This is a genomic window from Mesorhizobium sp. M0040, assembly GCF_040323505.1.
GTDB lineage: Bacteria > Pseudomonadota > Alphaproteobacteria > Rhizobiales > Rhizobiaceae > Mesorhizobium.
The window spans coordinates 1-18,605 of sequence record NZ_JAMYVA010000058.1 but is presented as its reverse complement, the minus strand read 5'-3'; the positions used below and the strand labels follow the sequence as shown (position 1 = coordinate 18,605).

At 63.1% G+C, this 18,605-nt stretch carries 16 protein-coding genes; all 16 read left to right on the top strand.

Features of this window, described 5'->3' with window-relative positions; translation table 11 throughout:
- The 16 genes from NKJ91_RS29235 (at position 1) to NKJ91_RS29160 (ending at position 18,335) form a co-directional block, all read left to right on the top strand.
- Positions 1-1,074 carry an ABC transporter ATP-binding protein gene (locus NKJ91_RS29235; protein ID WP_352458307.1) on the top strand — a complete coding sequence of 358 codons (1,074 nt, stop codon included), beginning with the start codon at positions 1-3 and terminating at the stop codon, positions 1,072-1,074.
- 50 nt (positions 1,075-1,124) lie between these two features.
- Positions 1,125-2,213 carry a Gfo/Idh/MocA family protein gene (locus tag NKJ91_RS29230; protein WP_023675779.1) on the top strand — a complete coding sequence of 363 codons (1,089 nt, stop codon included), beginning with the start codon at positions 1,125-1,127 and terminating at the stop codon, positions 2,211-2,213.
- Between the two features lie 42 nt (positions 2,214-2,255).
- Positions 2,256-3,170, top strand: coding sequence for a sugar phosphate isomerase/epimerase family protein (locus tag NKJ91_RS29225; RefSeq protein WP_023675780.1), 915 nt, complete (start codon positions 2,256-2,258; stop codon positions 3,168-3,170).
- A 37-nt stretch (positions 3,171-3,207) separates the two neighbouring features.
- Positions 3,208-4,149 carry a sugar ABC transporter substrate-binding protein gene (locus tag NKJ91_RS29220; protein WP_352458306.1) on the top strand — a complete coding sequence of 314 codons (942 nt, stop codon included), beginning with the start codon at positions 3,208-3,210 and terminating at the stop codon, positions 4,147-4,149.
- 61 nt (positions 4,150-4,210) lie between these two features.
- Positions 4,211-5,215, top strand: coding sequence for an ABC transporter permease (locus NKJ91_RS29215; RefSeq protein WP_352458305.1), 1,005 nt, complete (start codon positions 4,211-4,213; stop codon positions 5,213-5,215).
- On the top strand, positions 5,212-5,994 hold the full coding sequence (locus tag NKJ91_RS29210) for an ATP-binding cassette domain-containing protein (RefSeq protein WP_352458321.1): 783 nt from the start codon (positions 5,212-5,214) through the stop codon (positions 5,992-5,994). The genes NKJ91_RS29215 and NKJ91_RS29210 overlap by 4 nt, the downstream gene beginning before the upstream one ends.
- A gap of 34 nt (positions 5,995-6,028) precedes the next feature.
- Positions 6,029-7,210, top strand: coding sequence for an aldose 1-epimerase family protein (locus NKJ91_RS29205; RefSeq protein ID WP_352458304.1), 1,182 nt, complete (start codon positions 6,029-6,031; stop codon positions 7,208-7,210).
- A gap of 91 nt (positions 7,211-7,301) precedes the next feature.
- A complete protein-coding gene (locus NKJ91_RS29200; RefSeq protein WP_352458303.1) occupies positions 7,302-8,390 on the top strand; it encodes a fatty acid desaturase family protein in 1,089 nt (362 codons plus the stop codon).
- Between the two features lie 44 nt (positions 8,391-8,434).
- Complete coding sequence (locus NKJ91_RS29195; RefSeq protein ID WP_352458302.1) at positions 8,435-8,749, top strand: MocE family 2Fe-2S type ferredoxin; 315 nt, start codon at positions 8,435-8,437, stop codon at positions 8,747-8,749.
- 36 nt (positions 8,750-8,785) lie between these two features.
- A complete protein-coding gene (locus NKJ91_RS29190; RefSeq protein WP_023675787.1) occupies positions 8,786-9,586 on the top strand; it encodes a 3-methyl-2-oxobutanoate hydroxymethyltransferase in 801 nt (266 codons plus the stop codon).
- A gap of 225 nt (positions 9,587-9,811) precedes the next feature.
- On the top strand, positions 9,812-11,254 hold the full coding sequence (locus tag NKJ91_RS29185) for a DHA2 family efflux MFS transporter permease subunit (RefSeq protein ID WP_352458301.1): 1,443 nt from the start codon (positions 9,812-9,814) through the stop codon (positions 11,252-11,254).
- Between the two features lie 251 nt (positions 11,255-11,505).
- Positions 11,506-12,492 carry an ABC transporter permease gene (locus tag NKJ91_RS29180; RefSeq protein ID WP_023675789.1) on the top strand — a complete coding sequence of 329 codons (987 nt, stop codon included), beginning with the start codon at positions 11,506-11,508 and terminating at the stop codon, positions 12,490-12,492.
- 59 nt (positions 12,493-12,551) lie between these two features.
- Positions 12,552-13,577 carry a sugar ABC transporter substrate-binding protein gene (locus NKJ91_RS29175; RefSeq protein WP_352458300.1) on the top strand — a complete coding sequence of 342 codons (1,026 nt, stop codon included), beginning with the start codon at positions 12,552-12,554 and terminating at the stop codon, positions 13,575-13,577.
- A gap of 83 nt (positions 13,578-13,660) precedes the next feature.
- On the top strand, positions 13,661-15,784 hold the full coding sequence (locus NKJ91_RS29170) for an ABC transporter permease (protein ID WP_352458299.1): 2,124 nt from the start codon (positions 13,661-13,663) through the stop codon (positions 15,782-15,784).
- Complete coding sequence (locus NKJ91_RS29165) at positions 15,781-16,839, top strand: SMP-30/gluconolactonase/LRE family protein (protein WP_352458298.1); 1,059 nt, start codon at positions 15,781-15,783, stop codon at positions 16,837-16,839. Before NKJ91_RS29170 ends, NKJ91_RS29165 begins: the two co-directional genes overlap by 4 nt.
- Complete coding sequence (locus tag NKJ91_RS29160) at positions 16,839-18,335, top strand: sugar ABC transporter ATP-binding protein (protein WP_352458297.1); 1,497 nt, start codon at positions 16,839-16,841, stop codon at positions 18,333-18,335. The genes NKJ91_RS29165 and NKJ91_RS29160 overlap by 1 nt, the downstream gene beginning before the upstream one ends.
- Positions 18,336-18,605 lie beyond the last annotated feature (270 nt).

The following is an 18,605-nucleotide window of genomic DNA, read 5'->3' as shown; positions in this document are numbered from 1 at the left end:
ATGGCCGACATCGTTTTCCGTAATGTGACAAAACGCTATGGCGGCACGCTGGCCGTCGACGATGCGTCGTTCGCGGTGAACGACAACGAGTTCTTCTGCTTCTTCGGGCCGCCGCTGTCGGGCAAGTCGACGATACTGCGCCTGGTGCTCGGGCTGGAAACCCCGGACGCGGGCGAGATCCTGATCGGCGGAAAGCCGGTCAACACGGTGTCGCCGGCCGAGCGCAACGTCGCCATGGTGTTCCAGAATTTGGCGCTGTTTCCGCATATGAGCGCGCGCGACAACATCCGCTTTCCGCTGGTCGAACGCCGGGTCGCCGAAGCCGAGATCGAAAAGCGCGTCGCCGATGTCGCGGCCAAGCTGCATATCGGCCATATCCTGCACAAGCCGCCGGCACAGCTTTCCGGAGGTGAGCGGCAGCGCGTGGCGATTGCCCGCGCGCTGGTGCGGGATCCCGCCGCCTATCTGATGGACGACCCGATTTCGGCGCTCGACGCCCGGCTGCGCGAGGAGACGCGGGTCGAGCTCAAGCGCATCCAGCGCGAGCTCGGCAAGACGCTGATCTATGTCACGCACGACCAGGAAGAAGCGATGTCGGTCGCCGACCGAATGGCCATTCTGGAGAACGGCAAGATCAGGCAGATCGGCGCGCCGGCCGAGATCTATGACCGGCCGGCCAGCACCTATGTGGCGCGGCTGCTCGGGTCGCCGATGATGAATATATTGAAGTCGGTGCACGGCGCGGAAGGCGTGGAGGCGGCGGAAGGCACGATCCGCGTCGCGGACAAGGCTGCGCCGGCCGATGCCGTCGAGATCGGGCTCAGGCCGGAAGACATCAAGGTCAGGTCTTGGTCGGGTGGAATGCCGGAGGGGGGCGCGGGCCGCCCGGCGCGAGTGTTCGAGGTCGAGCCGCTCGGCGGCTACACCGTTGTGACGCTCGCCGCCGGAAAGACGCGTCTGCGGGCGCTGTTACGCGGCCAGCCGGACATCAGGCCGGACGCGATGGTAGTGATATCCTGCGAGCCGGGCAGGGTGCATTATTTCGGACAGAGCGGGGGAGCCTTGGCACGATGACGGCGGCTGCAAGGAACGAGCTTCGGGAGGAACATATGGCAAGCCAAGAAATGGTGGGCAACGGCTTCGAGCCGGACGTTAAAGTCCGCACCAGGGAATACAGGATCGGCTGCGTCGGCGCCGGCATGATCATGGCCGAATGTCACCTTGCCGCCTACAAGGAAGCCGGTTTCCCGGTGGTGGCGATTGCCTCGCGGACCAAGGCCAGCGCCGAGAAAGTCGCCAAACGCTGGGATATCCCAACCGTCCACGACACGCCGGAACAGCTCATCGAGGACAAGAACGTCGAGATCATCGACCTTGCCTTTCCGCCGGACAAGCAGCCGGCACTGATCCGTCATGCTCTGAAGCAGGCACATATCAAGGCGATCCTGGCGCAGAAGCCATTGGCGCTGTCCCTTGAAGAGGCCGTCAAACTTCGCGACGAGGCGGCCAAGGCAGGCAAGATCCTCTCGGTCAACCAGAACATGCGTTACGACCAGTCGATGCGCGTCTTGAAGCAGATCATCGACAGCGGCGCGCTCGGCGACATCGTTTTCGCCCAGATCGACATGCATGCGATCCCGCACTGGCAGAGCTTCCTCGAGGACTATGACCGGCTGACGCTCGCCAATATGAGCGTCCACCATCTCGACGTATTGCGCTTCCTGTTCGGCGATCCCTTGGAGATCACCACCCTGACCCGCAAGGATCCGCGCACCCGCTTCGATCATTCGGACGGCATCACCGTGTCGACGATAAAGTTCCCGTCGGGCGTGCTCGCCGTATCGCTTGAGGATGTCTGGTCCGGTCCGCGCCAGGAGGGCTACAAGGACGACCAGCACATCAACTGGCGCGTCGACGGCACCAAGGGCGTCGCCAAGGGCACCATCGGCTGGCCGACAGGTTCTGCCTCGACGCTGACCTATGCCTCGACCGAGACCACCGGTGGTGAATGGGTGACGCCCAGCTGGGACACGATGTGGTTCCCGCATGCCTTCATCGGCGTCATGGAGCAGCTCCAGCACGCGGTCAAGACGGGCGAGCCGCCGGCGCTGTCCGTCGCCGACAACGTCAAGACCATGGCGCTGGTCGAAGCCGGCTACCGCTCCATCGACAAGGGCCGGACCGTCAAGCTTTCCGAAATCTCGATCAACTGAAACACCGGACGACTGAATCACTTACAGGGAGGACTTCACACCATGATGCAGGCAGGTATTTTCACGGGTTATTTCCCGTATGGCCTCAAGGAAACCGCGCAGAAGATCCGTGCGCTCGATTTCAACACCGTGCAGCTCGACCTGCATTTCAGGGATATCGACCTTTCCGCCGGACAGATCACCAAGGACAAGGCCAAGACTGTCCGCGATACGTTCCGCGACCACAATCTGCCGATCTGCTGTGTGTCGGGCTACACCAACATCATCCATCCGGACCTGGGCGAGCGCGAGCGGCGCGTCGGCTATTTGAAGGAGATCATCCGCAACGCACGCCATTTCGGCACCCCTTACGTGATCTCGGAAACCGGTACCTACAACACCGAGTCCGACTGGGTGCATCACCCGAAGAACAAGACCGAGGAAGGTTTTGAGGAATGCCGCAAGGTCATCGCCGACCTTGCCCAGACCGCCTATGACCACGGCGCAGTCTTCCTGCTCGAAACCTATGTCAACAATGTCGTCGGTTCGGTCGAAGAGACGGTGAGGATGTTCGCGCAGATCGACCACCCAGGCCTCGGCCTGCTGATGGACCCGACCAACTATTTCGAAACGCACAACATCGACAGGATGGACCAGATCCTGAACCAGGTGTTCGACACATTGACCGACAAGATCAAGATTGCCCACGCCAAGGACGTCAAGCGTTCCGGCGGCGACAAGTCGGAAAAGCACGCAGACATCGGCGACGAGGACGCGCTGGAGAGCCACACCTTCCGCGGCGTCGGCGAGATCGAGCTGCCGGCGCCCGGCCTCGGTTCGCTGAATTACGACCTCTATCTCAAGCGGCTGGCCGAAAAGCATCCGAACATCCCGGTCATCATCGAGCATCTTTCGGAAGACGACGTGCCCCGTGCCAAGAAATTCCTCGACGGAAAATTCCGCGCCAACGGACTGTGATGGCGCGGTTCGGCTACGAAACAAGGGAGGAAGAGAAATGTTGAAATTCGCGTTGAAAATCGCTGCCGCGGCGACGGTTCTCGCCGGTGTTGCGCTGGGTACGCCGGCGCTGGCGCAGGACGCCCAGAAGACGTTCTACCTGCTGTCGCATGGCGGCCCGTCGGATGCCTTCTGGATCGACTGGAATGCCGGCGCCACCAAGGCCTGCGACCAGCTCAAGGTGACCTGCAAGATCTCGTTCAGCGGCGGCGACATGGCGGCGCAGAAGGAAGCCTTCAACTCGGCACTCGCCGCCAAACCGGACGGCATCGCCACGACCTCGGCGCAGCCCGGCCTGTGGACCGAGGAGGTCAAGGCAGCCAAGGCGGCCGGCATCCCGATCGTGTTCTTCAATACCGACGATCCGGCAACCGGCCGGCAGGCCTATGTCGGCGCCGACCTTAAGGAAGCCGGTGTCATCTGGGCGAAATATCTGGTCGACCACAATATGGTGAAGCAGGGCGACAAGGTGTTCCTGCCGGTCGAAGTGCCGGGCGCCAGCTACCAGCAGCTCGAGACCGAAGGCATCGCCAGCGTCTTCGATCCGCTCGGCATCAAATATGACGTGGTCGATTGCGGCACCGATCCGGCCGGCATCATCGCCAAGATGACCGACTACATGGTCGCCAACAACCCGCCGGCGATCATCGCGCTCGGCGACTCCGTTGCGGCCAGCGTCAAGCGGGTGTTCGACGGCGCCGGCGTGCAGGCCGGCAAGATTCCGGTCGTCGGCTGGGGCAATTCGAAGGAAACGGCCGAGTCAGTGAAGTCCGGCTTCATCAACGCGGCTGCCTGGCAGTTCCCGTCAGCGCAGGGCTTCATGCCGGTGGCGCTGCTCGGTTTGGCCGCCGCTGGCGAACCGATCGGCTACGACATCCACACGTTCAGCCTCTACGACGCGTCGAGCGTCGAACCGATCCTGAAACTCTACAACAAGTGATTGAAATTGACGCTCGCCGCGCATGCGGCGGGCGTCACCTTGAAATATGGTCGAAACAGTCATGACAATTGCCGCAGAAGAGGAAATGCCGCGTGCCAAACGCAGGTCGAGCCTGATGCGCTCGCCGCAGTTCTCTTCGCTCGTCATCCTGATTGTCCTGCTTGCGGTGTTCGCGATCGCCGACGCGAATTTCCTGTCGCCGCTCAACATCTCCAACATGATGGCGTTCCTGCCCGAGCTCGGCATCATCGCGCTCGGCATGACGCTGCTTCTGACGGCGGGCGAGTTCGACCTTTCGGTCGGTGCCGTATTCGGGCTGGCGCCGGTCGTCGTCATGCTGCTGGTGCAGAACGGCGGGTTTGATATTGGCCTCGCGCTGCTGGCCGGCCTGCTGCTATGCATAGCGATCGGTGCGATCAACGGGCTGATCGTCACCAAGATCGGCATCTCGTCCTTCCTGGTGACACTGTCGATGCTGCTCGTCGTGCGTGGGGCAGCGCTTTACATCACCCAAGGCTTTCCGCTGAAATCCTGGAACCAGCCAGGCTTCTTCGTGACGCTGCTGGCCGGCAGCTTCAATATCGGAACGTTCCGTTTCTATACCTCGCTGTGGTGGTTCATCGGCCTGTCGCTACTGGCGATCTATGTGCTGCGCTACGCCAAGCTCGGCAACTGGATCAGTGCTATCGGCTCGAACCGTAACGCTGCCGTGGCGCGCGGCGTGCCGGCCGATGCGGTCAAGATCTGGCTGTTCATCCTGACCTCGGTGCTGGCCGGTCTCGCCGGCATGATCAGCGCCTTTCGCATCTCTGCCGCCTCGCCGGTGGCAGGCACCGGCTACGAGCTCGAAGTGATCGCCATGGTGGTGGTTGGCGGCACCGCGCTGACCGGTGGGCGCGGCACCATTTTCGGCACCATCGTCGGCGCGCTGATGCTGCGCAGCATCCGCAACGGCATCGTGCTGATCGGCGTGCCCGGGCTCGCCTACAACATCTTCGTCGGCATCATCATCCTTGCCATGCTCATCCTGCACGCTTTGCTGCAGAAGAACGCCGCCAGGAGCTGATCATGGAAGTGCTTCGGCTGCAGAATTTGCAAAAATCCTTCGGCAGCGTCCGCGCCCTGAAGAGCGCCTCCTTCACGCTCAACGAGGGCGAAGTGGTGGCCTTGCTCGGTGACAACGGCGCCGGCAAATCGACGCTGATCAAGGCGATCTCGGGCGTGTTTCCGGTCGATCGCGGCGACATCTATGTGCGCGGCCAGAAGGTCTCGATCCGCTCGACACGCGATGCGATGGATCTCGGCATCGAGACCATCCACCAGGACACCTCGCTGGCGCCCGATCTCAGCATTGCGCGCAATCTTTTCCTCGGCCGCGAGCCGGTCAATCTCAAATGGCTGGGCGTGTTCGCGCCGCTCGATCTCGCTCGATTGCGCGATGCTGCGTCGGCTCTATTGAAGCGCGTCGGCATCTCGAAAAAACTCGACGCCGATGCGCTGGTCAGCACGCTGTCAGGCGGCGAGCGTCAGTCGATCGCCATCTCGCGCGCCATGCAGTTTGCCGCCAAGGTCATCATCCTCGACGAGCCGACCAACAATCTCGGCGTCGAGGAAACGCACGGCGTGCTGCGCTTCGTCAAGGAGGTGCGCGACGCCGGTCACTCGGTGCTTTTGATCACCCACAACATCCATCACGTCTTCCAGGTCGCCGACCGCATCATCGTTATGCGCCGCGGCGAGATCGTCGCCGAGCAAACGGTCGCCGACACCGATCTGCTGACCGTGGAAAGCATCATCACCGGCGCCGACATGTCGGCCCTGCTCAAGGAGACGAGAGCGAAGTGAAGGACGGGAGCAAAGTGAAAGAACTGGCCGTCACATGGTAGAGCTTTACGGCAAGATGCTGTCGCGCCGGCAGGTCTCGGAACGATCCGGCATGCTGTCGCAGTTTGCCGGCGTGCGGCTGATGACGCTTGGCGACGGCGTCGAGCGCGGCATCCGCATGCTCGAATTCCGCACCGGCTCCGGCCTGCGCTTCACCGCGCTGGTCGACCGGGCGCTCGATATCGCCGACTGCGACTTCAAAGGCCAGGCGATCGGCTGGCACTCGCCGAGCGGTTTTCGCCATCCCGGCCTGCACGAATATGAAGGCGAGGAGGGATTGGCGTGGGCGCGATCGTTCTCCGGCCTTCTGCTGACCTGCGGCCTCGACCATATATTGTTCATGAACGAAGTACCGGCCGATAGCTACAACTACCCGCCGAAGAAGACGGTGCGCCATTCGCTGCACGGCCGCGTCAGCACCATTCCGGCGCGGCTGACCGGCTATGGCGAGACCTGGGACGGCGACCGCTGCGTGTTGTGGGCCGAAGGCATCGTCCAGCAATCGACGGTATTCGGTGAAGATCTGCATCTGCTGCGGCGGATCGAGGCCGATGTCGGCGGCAACGAGATCCGGCTTTCGGACCGTGTCGTCAATCACGGCTTCAACCGGACGCCGCATATGTATTTCTACCACATCAATGTCAGTCATCCGGTGCTCGACGAGGGCGCGCGCTACCTGGCGCCGATCCGCGACGTCATCTGGGCAGGCCATGCCGGCGAGCGCTATGAAGCGCAGAAGGTCGGCTACCGCACGGTGCCGGCTCCGCAACCGGGGTTCAAGGAACAGGTCTGGCAGCACGAGCTCGGCGCCGACAGCGCCGGCGAAGTGCCGGTGGCGGTGGTCAACGATAGGCTCGGCCTCGGCTTCGAGGTGGTCACGCGCAAGGACCAATTGCCCTGCGCCTATCAATGGCAGAATTTCCAGGCCGGGCAGTACGCGCTTGGCATCGAGCCGTCGACGCATCATGTGCTTGGGAATCTGGCCGCGCGCGAACGCGGCGAGATGATTTGGCTGGAGCACGGCGAGAGCCGCTCCTACGATGCCGTGTTCCGGGTTCTGGACGGCGCCGGCGAGATCGCCGATGCGGAGAGCCGGATCGCGGCAATCGCCAGGCAGCCGCGAGAGGACTACCCGCAGCCGTCGGCCCGTTTTCCTGTTCTTGGAGGCAGGTCGTGATAATGGCGAACAAGATACGGGACACCAGTTGGGAGGCTGGCTCCGGCCGGAGCGGGGAGGGCTCGCGGCAGATCGGGAATCGGAGGTCACAATGGCTGGCACGGTAAAGCGCGATTACAGCCTGGTCGGCGAAAGCACGCGCAGGGCGATCGAGACGGGACTGGCCTCGGCGGAGTGGTACCACACGGATGTCCCTCGCAAGGCGATCAAGGAGCTGATGCAGCGCTCAGACGGCCCGGCGATCCGCGACACGATCATCTGGATCGTCGCCATCCTCGGCTCCGCCGCCGGCGCCATATATTTCTGGGGTACCTGGTGGTGCGTGCCGTTCTTCTTCGTCTACGGCGTGCTCTATGGCTCGTCCAGCGACTCGCGCTGGCACGAATGCGGCCATGGCACTGCCTTCCGCACGCGCTGGATGAACGATGTCGTCTACCAGATCGCCAGCTTCATGCTGATGCGCAACCCGGTGACCTGGCGCTGGAGCCATGCCCGCCACCACACCGACACCATCATCGTCGGCCGCGACGCCGAGATCGCCGTGATGCGCCCGCCGGACCTTTTGCGTGCGGCGCTGGCTTTCACCGGCATCCTCGATTTTCGCTATTCGCTTCCGGCACTGGTACGCCAGGCGTTCGGCAAGCTGACGCCCGACGAGAAAAGCTACGTTCCCGAGATGGAACAGCACAAGGCCGTCATCGCGGCGCGCTGGCATATCGCCATCTACATCGCCACGATAGCACTCGCCCTCTACATGCAGTCGTGGATACCGGTGGTGCTCATCGGCGTGCCGCGCCTCTACGGCACCTGGCACATGGTGATGACCGGCCTGCTGCAACACATCGGTCTGGCCGACAACGTCGTCGACCACCGGCTCAACACCCGTACCGTGTACATGAACCCGATCAGCCGGTTCATCTACTGGAACATGAACTACCACGTCGAGCACCACATGTTTCCGATGGTGCCCTATCACGCGCTGCCAAAGCTGCATGAATTGATCAAGCACGATCTGCCGGAGCCGAACCCGTCGATATGGCATGCCTATCGCGAGGTCTGGCCTGTCCTGCTCAGGCAGCTCAAATACGAGGATTATTTCCTCGAGCGCGAACTGCCGCCAACGGCCAGGCCCTATCGTGGCGAGTTCCACGAAGTGAACATGTCGGCGGCGGCTGAATAGGCACCGCACCGGCGCCATGCAGAAAATTTCAGGAGAGACATAGAATGGCCGATTGGGTCGAAGCGTGCGCCGTGGACGATGTCGACGAGGAAGACGTCATCCGCTTCGACCATGGCGGCCGCACCTTCGCGATTTACCGTTCGCCGGACGATGAATTCTTCGCCACCGACGGGTTTTGCACGCATGAGAAGGCACACTTGGCCGATGGTCTTGTCATGGACGACATCATCGAATGCCCCAAGCACAATGGCCGCTTCAACTACAAGACCGGCCAGGCCAAGGGCGCTCCCGTTTGCGTCAATCTCGCGACCTATCCAGTCAAGGTCGAAGCTGGCAAGGTGATGATCCAGATCGCCTGACCTGCCTTCTGTCACGTAGCAAAGGGGACCAAATCCATGAGCCGGAAAAGACCGACCGTCGCAGACCTGCGTGCCATGAAGGGCAAGCGGCAGCTGACCATGCTGCGCGTGCTGACGATGGACGAGGCCGAGGCCGCCGAACGCGCCGGCGTCGACATCGTCTCGGTGCCACCGGAGTTGGTGCTCAATCCGCAATACCGCGATGCGGCACCCAGCCTGTTCACCATGCCGGGCGAGAATTTCTTCGAGATCGGCACGGCCGATGATTTCGTCCGCTGGGCGTTCCGGCTCTACAAGGCCAGCGCCGATGCGGTCTATTGCAGCGCCGGGTATGCCACCATCAAGCGGATGGCCGACGATGCCATTCCGGTAATCGGCCATGTCGGCCTCATCCCGTCACGCGCCACCTGGACCGGCGGCTTCAAGGCTGTCGGCAAGACCGCCGACACCGCCATGCAGGTGTTCGAGGCGGTGAAGCAACTGGAGGCCGCCGGCGCGATCGGCGCCGAGATCGAGGTGGTGCCGGTGGAAGTGGCCAAGGCGATCTCGGAACGGACGTCGCTGATCATGCTGTCGATGGGAGCGGGCACCGGCTGTGACGCGCAGTATCTGTTCGCCGACGACATCCTCGGCCAGAACCGTGGCCACATGCCGCGCCATTCCAAGGTCTATCGCAATTTCGCCGCCGAATACGATCGCCTGCAGGCCGAACGCATCGCCGCCTTTTCCGAATATGTCGCCGATGTGAACAGCCTGGCGTATCCCGAAGACAGGCACGTCGTGCACATGGACCCGGACCAGCTCAGTCTGTTCCTGGAGAAGATCGAAGCCGCATAAGACGCCCCGGCAGCGGCACAAAGCGTCATCGCGGATCGTGAAGGCCGGTTCGGCGCCAGGGCCAGGTCATCGCATGGCCGGCTGCGATGCCACACGAAAGTTTGTTGGACCAGGTCTGGACGGCACCGGCCAGATGCTGTTGAAACCGGTGCGTCATCGGTTTGCCGGACAATTGTGCGGTTGCCGATGGAGCGGGTGAAAATTCCCCTTCGGACAGTTCTGCGCATGACCGCCATTCCCGAAAACAAAGCCTTGCCCGAAACCGCGCCGGCGGCGCGGCAAGCTCGGCGGGTGGCGCTGATCGTCGCCGTCGCCTTTTTCATGCAGCTTCTGGATTCGACCATCATCTCGACCTCGCTGCCGCAGATGGGAGAATCCTTCGGCGTACCGGCGGTGGCGATGAGCATCGGCATCACCGTCTATATGCTGACCATGGCGGTGTTCGTGCCGCTGTCCGGCTGGCTTGCCGACCGTTTTGGCGCGCGCAACATCTTCCTCGTGGCGATCGCCCTGTTCACGCTGGCCTCGCTCGTTTGCGGCATCTCACAGAACCTGGCCGAGTTCGTCGCCGCACGCGCGGTTCAGGGCCTGGGCAGCGCGCTGATGACGCCGGTCGGCCGCATCCTGGTGCTGCGCAACGCGCCGAAATCCGAGCTTCTCAACGCCACGGCGCTGATCACCTGGCCGGCGCTGTTCGCGCCGGTGGTCGGGCCGGTGCTTGGCGGCTTCATCACCACCTATCTCTCCTGGCACTGGAATTTCTTCATCAACATTCCGCTTGGGGTTGCCGGTTTGGCACTGGTCGCCCGCTTCATTCCCGGCGACCGCGAAGGCGGCGCTAGGCCGCTCGACTGGCCGGGCTTCCTGCTGACCTCGGTGGGGCTCGCCGCGATGCTCTACGGCCTCGAGCGCATCGCGCATCCGCAAAAGGGTGTGTTGCCGACCGTGGCATTGCTCGGCACGGGCATTTTGGTCGGCTGGCTGGCGGTGCGGCATCTGCGACGCGCCAACCATCCGCTGCTCGATCTCACAGCTTTCAAGGTGCAGACCTTCGCCATCTCGACGCTGTCGGCCGGCACGATCTTCCGCATCGCCATCAACGCCACGCCGTTCCTGCTGCCGCTTTTGTTCCAGGTCGGCTTCGGCCTGAGCCCGGTCGATGCGGGCATGATGATCCTGGCCTATTTCCTCGGCAATCTCGGCATGAAGGCGGTGACGACGCCGACGCTGAGGCGCTTCGGCTTCCGTTCGGTGCTGATCGTCAACGGGGTGATCGCCTCCTTGTCGATCATGGCCTGCGCGGCGCTTTCGCCGCAGACGCCGCAAGCGTTGGTGGTGGTGCTGATGCTGATCGCCGGCCTGTCGCGTTCGATGCAGTTCACCGCGCTCAACACGCTGGCCTTCGCCGATGTGGCCTCACAGCAGCGCAGCTCGGCAGCGACGTTGTCCAGCATGCTGCAGCAGGTGGCGATGCTGTTCGGCGTGGCGGTGGCGGCGGCACTGCTCAACCTGTCACAGATCGCCAGGGGCGCGGCAGCGCTCGATCTCGTCGACTTCCGCCTTGCCTTCCTGGTGATCGGCGCAATCGGTCTCGTCGCCTCGTTCCGCTTTCTGGCGTTACCGAAGGCTGCCGGCGCCGAGGTCTCGGGCCATGCTTTGCGGATTTGACGCGGGAATCCAGCGGCGAGCGCGGACATAAATTCTGCCTGCTTCGCTCGTTGTGGAACAAACTTTTGCGAGCGGTTCGATTGGCACGGTCAATTGCAAAAGTGCTTGAGTTCCTGGCATTGCGCCAGCCTCGCCAATCGGTGCATCCAACCGCGGAATTTCCTCGCAAGCCGGCCTGCAATGCGCGGATTCATTTGACGAATTGGTCTTGAGAGGGAGCAGGGCGTAGCCATCGCGGGTGAAAGCGGGCAATGAACGCGACCGGCTGGCTAAACTGGAGAAGCCTGAACCAGGAGGGCATTGTCTTTGCCATCGCGGTTGTGCTGTTCATTGCCGCCGCCATCGGACTGCCTGGGTTTATCAACTCGAACAATCTTGTTGCCATCGTGCGCTCGGTCTCGGTGCTGGGCATATTGGCGCTCGGCATGGCGGTCGTCATCATAGGCAGAGGCATCGATCTATCGGCGGTGGCGATCATGGCGATGTCGGTCGCCTGGTATCTGCAACTGCTGAATTCGGGAACGTCCGACGGGCTGGCCTTCGCCTATGTGCTCGCTGGCGTTCTCGCCATCGGGCTGTTGAACGGAATCCTGGTCGCCTACGCCGAGGTTCCGGCGATCTTCGTGACGCTGGCGACCGCATCCTTCGTCTTCGGCTATGTGCGTTCACAACTGATCACGCAAGACGCCGTGCCCGTGCCGCCCGGCCATTGGGTCGAGCTTCTGGGCGGGCTGCGTTTCCTCGACATCCCGGTCGAGGTGTTTGTCTTCGCCGGGCTGGCTTTCGCCTTCTTCCTGTTCCTGCGCTACACCAAATGGGGCCGCTACGTCTATTTCGCCGGTGACAACCCGGTCGCCGCGCGCAACATCGGCATTCCAGTGCGCCCGATGCTGGTGCTGCGCTACGTGCTGTCGGCCCTGGTCTCTCTGGTGGCCGGCCTGCTCACCGCCGCCAGCCTGCATTCGATCAACACCCGCATCGTCAATTCCACGCTGCTCTACGACATCGTGCTGGTGGCGGTGATCGGCGGCATCGGTCTGTCTGGCGGGCGGGGCGGGGTGCGCAACGTGCTGGTGGGTGCCGCGCTGATTGGCATCCTGCTCAACGCCATGACCATCATCGATATTCCGCTGCTCTATCAGAACCTGATCAAGGCCGCGATCCTGCTGGCGGCGATCATCGTCGATGGGTTCATCAATCCGCGCGACGAGCAGACCGCGCAGCAAGGCGACATTTAGACCGACGCGAACGGTTGGGGCCGGCCGCGAACGACAACGACCAAACCAGAGGATGTGACATGAAAATCATCAGGACGTTTATGGCTGCCGCGGCAGCGCTTGCCGCCTCCGCCTTCGTGGCGCCGGGCTTCGCGGCCGAAGATCCGGGTCCGGGCGCCTATTCGCAAGCACTCAAGGGCAAGCGCGTGATGCTGGTACCGATGGCGATGGGCTTCGACCTGGCACAGGGCTGGGCGCATTACCTGAAGACGGAGGTCGAGGCCTGGGGTGGCGTGTTCGAGACGCGTGACCCGAACTGGGTGGTCGATGCCGGCGCGCAGGCGATAACCGACGCGATCTCGTCGGACGCCAGGCCGGACGTGCTGATCATCCACTCGCCCGACCTCAACTCCTATGCCAAGCTGATGAAGAAGGCGCAGGCGGCCGGCACCTATGTGCTTTTGGTCGACAATCCGGCGAACTTCCCGGCCGATGCCTTTGTCGGCAGCGACTGGGATCGGCTCGGCCAGCTGGAAGCCGAAGCGGCGATCAAGGGTTGTGGGCCGAACTCGTCCAAGAAGATCGGGCTGGTGCAGGGCGACCAGGCCAACTCGTCGAGCCTCTACCAATATGCCGGCATCATGAAGGTGCTGGACAAGAACCCCGACTTCAAGGTCGTGGCCAAGCCTGACTCCAACTGGGATGCGACGACCTCGCGCAACGTGACGACGACGATGCTGCAGCAGAACCCCGACATCTGCGCCATCATCGATTTCTGGGACGGCGACGCGACCGGCGCATCGGCTGCGATCCGCGATGCCAAGCTCGAGGGCAAAGTCTTTCTGGTCACCACCGGCGGTGGCGAAAAGACCGCCGACTGCGACAAGCTGCAGGACGGCACTTATGGCGCGGTGGTGATGACCGATCTTGCCCGCCAGTCGGGTGACATGAACGCCGTCATCAAGTTCCTGTTGCAGAGCGGCCAGCCGGCCGGCACCTCGCACACCTACATCTACACGCTGGAGAAGGCGACAACCAAGGCCGACCTCAAGCCAGACAGCTGCTGGGACTTGAAAGCACTGCAAGCCCAAGCTGCGGCCAAGTAAACCGCGGGTCCGTTGCAAGCATCGACGAGGTGGCCGGACCGGGTTCGGCCGCCTCTTTCTCTCTTGAGTGGCAGCAGCAACCGATGTCCTTTCGCGAACGCCTTCAATCCTGGCGCTACAATCTCGTGCCCGACCACCTTGTCGGCGAGATCCTGAGCAAACGCTGGACCGACAACGCCATTCCGTTCCTGGCGCTGGTGGCGACGCTCGGCGTGTTCGGTTCGATCATTCCCGGCTTCTTCAAGCCGATGTCGCTGCAGGAATCGACCCGCCAGCTCGGCGAATTCTCGCTGGTCGTCACCGGCATGACGGTGGTCATGCTGGGCGGCGGCATCGACCTTTCGGTCGGCTCGATCTTCGCGCTGTCGTGCTTTTCCGCCGTGTTCGTCTTCTTCATCCTCGAACAATCGGTGTGGCTGGCGCTGGCCGCCTCGATCGCCACCGGGCTGCTGTTCGGCGCGATCAACGGTTACCTGATCGGCTATTTCCGGCTGCGCGCGTTCCTGACGACACTGGTCACCTTCATTTTCGGGCGGGCGCTGTTCGACATATTGGTCACCACCTATGCCGCCGACGTGCAGCTTTCCGATGCCACATCGGATGTGCTGGACTTCATCGGTGACGATACCTTTTGGGGCCTGTCGGTTGCGGTGTGGGCGGCGATTATCCTGGCCATCATCACCCACGTCGCGCTGACGCGCTCGCGGCCCGGCTGGCATGTGCAGGCGGTAGGCGGGTCGCGGCGATCGGCCCACAATGCCGGCATCCGCGTGCGCCGCACCGTGTTCATGACCTATGTGTTCTCCGGCTTCTGCGCCTCGCTCGGCGGCTTCCTCATCGCCTGCCGGCTGAGCGGGGCAGGGCCGGGCACAGGCCTCAATCTCGAGGTCATGGCGTTGACGGCGGCGGTCGTCGGCGGCGTCAGCCTGGGCGGCGGCCGCGGTTCGGTGATCATGGGGCTGATGGGCGCGATCATCGTGCTGACGATGACCAACGGGCTGATCCGGCTGGGCTATGGCACAGGCACCAACCAGATGGTGCTGGGCATCATGCTGGCCGTCGCAGTCACCATCGACATTCGCTGGCTGAAGAACCGCCACAAGGTTCTGGACGAGGTCTATGTCGCACCGGTCTATCTGAAGATGGGCGCAACGCATTCGGCGGCACCGGGCTCGGGCACGCCTTACGAACTCGACAACCGGCTGTCGGAGGCCGACCATATCGGGCTCGGCGAGCTGGAAGGGCCGGAAGACGTCATCCTCGACCGCGACGACCATCTCTATTGCGGCACGAGGCATGGCGAGATCGTCCGCTTCTTCGCGCCGGACTACAAACGCTCGGAGGTCTTTGCCCATATTGGCGGCTTTCCGCTCGGCCTGGCCTTCGACAAGACAGGCAATCTGATCAGCTGCGTTGGCGCGATGGGCCTTTATTCGGTTTCGCCGCAGCGCGAGGTGAAGCGGCTTTCGGCGGAAACGTCGCGCTCCTGGACCTCGATCGTCGACGATGCGCGGCTGCGCGATCCCAATGATTGCGACATCGCGCCGGACGGCCGCATCTATTTCACCGATTCCACCAAGCGCTATGACGCGCACGACTGGGCGCTGGATTCGATCGAGAACCGCGCCACCGGGCGGCTGCTTGTCTATGACCCGAGGGACGGCTCGACGAAAACGCTGCTCGACGGCTACCGCTATACCAACGGCGTCTGCATGGCGCATGACGGCAAGTCGCTGTTCTTCGCCGAAAGCTGGGCCTGCAGCGTGCACCGCTACTGGCTGGAAGGGCCGAAGGCGGGCACGGCCGAATGCGTCATCCGCGACATGCCTGGCTACCCCGACAACATCAACCGTGCCTCCGACGGCAATTACTGGATGGCCTGGCTCGGCATGCGCACGCCGAGCTTCGACCTGTCGCTGCGCCATCCCGACATGCGCAAGCGCATGACGCGCCGGCTGCCGCAGGACGAATGGCTGTTCCCCAACATCAACACCGGCGGTGTGGTGAAATTCAACGAGAAAGGCGGCATCGTCGAAGCGATGGGCGACCTGTCGGGCGCCGCGCATCCGATGGTCACCTCGATGCGCGAGCACAAGGGTTTTCTGTTCGTCGGCGGTATTCTCAACAACCGCATCGGCCGCTACAGGATTGTCGGCGCCGACCCGAACTGGACCAGCCCTGCTTCCTATTGGAGAGCAAAGGCATGATGCTGGACCCGATCCTCGACATCTTTCGCGGCAAGGCGGTGACAATCCCGCCGCTTGATGGCGCCTTCAGGCCGAATACGCTGCTGGACGATGCTGCGGCCTTTGCTGAACTGCCCGAGGCTGACAATCTGCTGATCGCTGACGGTCAGCTGCTGGCGTCCAGCGGCAATGCCGTCTACGCGCTCGCCGCCGGTGGCGCGCCTGTTCTGGTCGAGACATTTCCGGCCGCGGTCACCGCGCTCGCGCGCTCGCCCGCCGGCGAACTGACGGTCGGGCTCGAAAGCGGCAGGCTGTTGATTGCAGGCAAGGAGGCCGCCCTGCCGGCCGAGATCCGCTGCATAACGGCACTCGCCTACGCAGAAGATGGCACGCTTTGGCTGGCCAATGGCTCGGCCGACCACGGGCCGTCGCAATGGGCCGCCGATCTGATGAAGAAGGGTGCGTCGGGTTCGCTGTGGAAGCGCGATCCGGCAGGCAGCGAATTCCGCAAGCTCGCCGGTGACATCGCCTTTCCCTATGGGCTGCATCCAACAGGCAAGGATGTGCTGGTCAGCGAGAGCTGGCGGCACCAACTTATCCGCTTCGACGGCGCGACAGGCAGCCGCTCGACAGTGCTGGCGCATCTTCCCGGCTATCCCGCGCGGCTATCGCCTGCCGCCGATGGCGGCGCCTGGCTGGCACTGTTTGCGCCCCGCAACCGTTTGATCGAATTCGTGCTGCAGGAAAAGCACTATCGAAACGACATGCTGGCGCAAGTGCCGCCGCAGCACTGGATCGCGCCGGCACTCGCCTCCAACCGCAGCTTCCTCGAGCCGCTGCAATGCGGCGGCATCCGCACCATGGGCATGCACAAGCCATGGTCGCCGAGCCGCTCCTACGGGCTGGTGGTCAGGCTCGATCGGGACATGCGGCCGCAGTACAGCCTGCACAGCCGCGCCAACGGCACGCGCCACGGCATCTGCAGCGTGGCGGAGAAAGACGGTCGCCTGTTCATTGCCTCGAAAGGCGGCGATTGCCTGCTGGCTATCGACCTGGCTCCAGGAGGGCATCGCTGATGGAACCGATCGTCCGCCTGGAGAACGTGACCAAGACCTATCGCGGCGTGCCCGCGGTGAAGAATATCAGCTTCGAGCTGCGCAAGGGCGAGATTCACGCGCTGCTCGGCGAGAACGGCGCGGGAAAATCGACGCTGACCAAGATCATCGCCGGCGTCGTCGACGCGACATCGGGAAAGATGTTCCACAAGGGGCAGGAGATCGCCTACGCCTCGCCGCATGCGGCACTTGAGGCCGGCATCGCCATGGTGTTCCAGGAGACCAGCCTGGTGCCGTCGATGACGGTGGCGCAGAACCTTTATCTCGGCACGGAAAGCTTTCTCAACCGGCTGCGCGGCACCTACATCTCGGCGCAGCAGTTCCTGCAGTCGCTGAATTTTCCCGTCGACCCCAATGCCATGGTGGCGACGCTGGGCGCGGCCAAGCGGCAGATGGTCGAAATTGCACGCGCCGTCCATCACAATGCCGAGATCATCATCTTCGACGAGCCGACGGCGACGCTGACGCCAGAGGAAAAGCGGCACTTCTTCGCGCTGATCCGCCGGCTCAAGGCAAGGGGTGTGTCGATCGTCTTCATCAGCCATGCGCTCGAAGAGGCGCTTGATATCGCCGACCGCATCACCATCCTGCGCGACGGCGAGCTGGTGATCACCGACGATACCGCCGCTTTCGATCGCGACAGGATCGTCGCGGCGATGGTCGGGCGCACGCTTTCGGGACAGCTCTACAGCCAGCGCGACGAGGCCAGGCTGCGCAGGGCCGGCAGGAAGGTGCTGTCGGTACAGGACATCTCGATGAGCAATGTCGTGCGCAACAATTCCTTCTCGATCTTCGAGGGCCAGATCACCGGCGTGTTCGGGCTGATCGGCTCGGGCCGCACCGAGACGTTCAAGATCGTCTCCGGCATCTACAAGCGCGACTTCCTGCGCGGCGGCACTATCGAGCTGCACGATCGGCCGGTCCGCTATCTCGTGCCGAGCGAGGCGGTGGCGGACGGTATCGTCTATGTCACCGAAGATCGCAAGAGCGAGGGGATTTTCGAGACGATGGACATTCCCGAGAACCTGTTCGGCGGCTTTTTGGCAGCGGGGCGGGAAAAGGGCTGGGTGATCAATGCACAGGAGATGCGGACGCTGTCGGCCAAATGGACCAAGACACTGAACGTCAAGGCGATCAACGACAATGCCCGGGTGGTCGAGCTTTCCGGCGGCAACCAGCAGAAGGTGGTGATCGGCAAGGGGCTGGTGCAGAAGCCGCGCATCGTCATCTTCGACGAACCGACGCGCGGCGTCGATGTCGGCGCCATCGCCGAGATCCACCAGATCATCAACCGACTGGCCGACGAGGGCCTGGCCGTCGTCGTCATCTCGTCCTACCTGCCGGAGATCATGAACCTGTCCGACCGCATCCTGGTCTGCCGGCAAGGCCGCATCGTCGAGGAGTTCTCGCCTGCGGAGGCGACGGAGGAGAAGATCATGTATGCGGCGGTGCATTAGGTTTCTGGCAGATGCGTACTTCGACAATTGGCCGAGTCGCCAATCCATTCGTCATCCTGGGGCGAAGCAAGGAGCGAAGCGACGCGGCGCAGACCACAGGATCCATGCCGCGACATCCGATCGCTGCAGCGGTGCAGCATCCTGCTCCGCTGCACCCATCGGCAGAGGTCACGGCATGATGGGGTGGACGGCGCCCGACGGCATCGGATGTGCCAGAATGAGTTCGTTGAGATCTCAAACAAGGGAGCCGTCCGTGGAACACCTTATCCG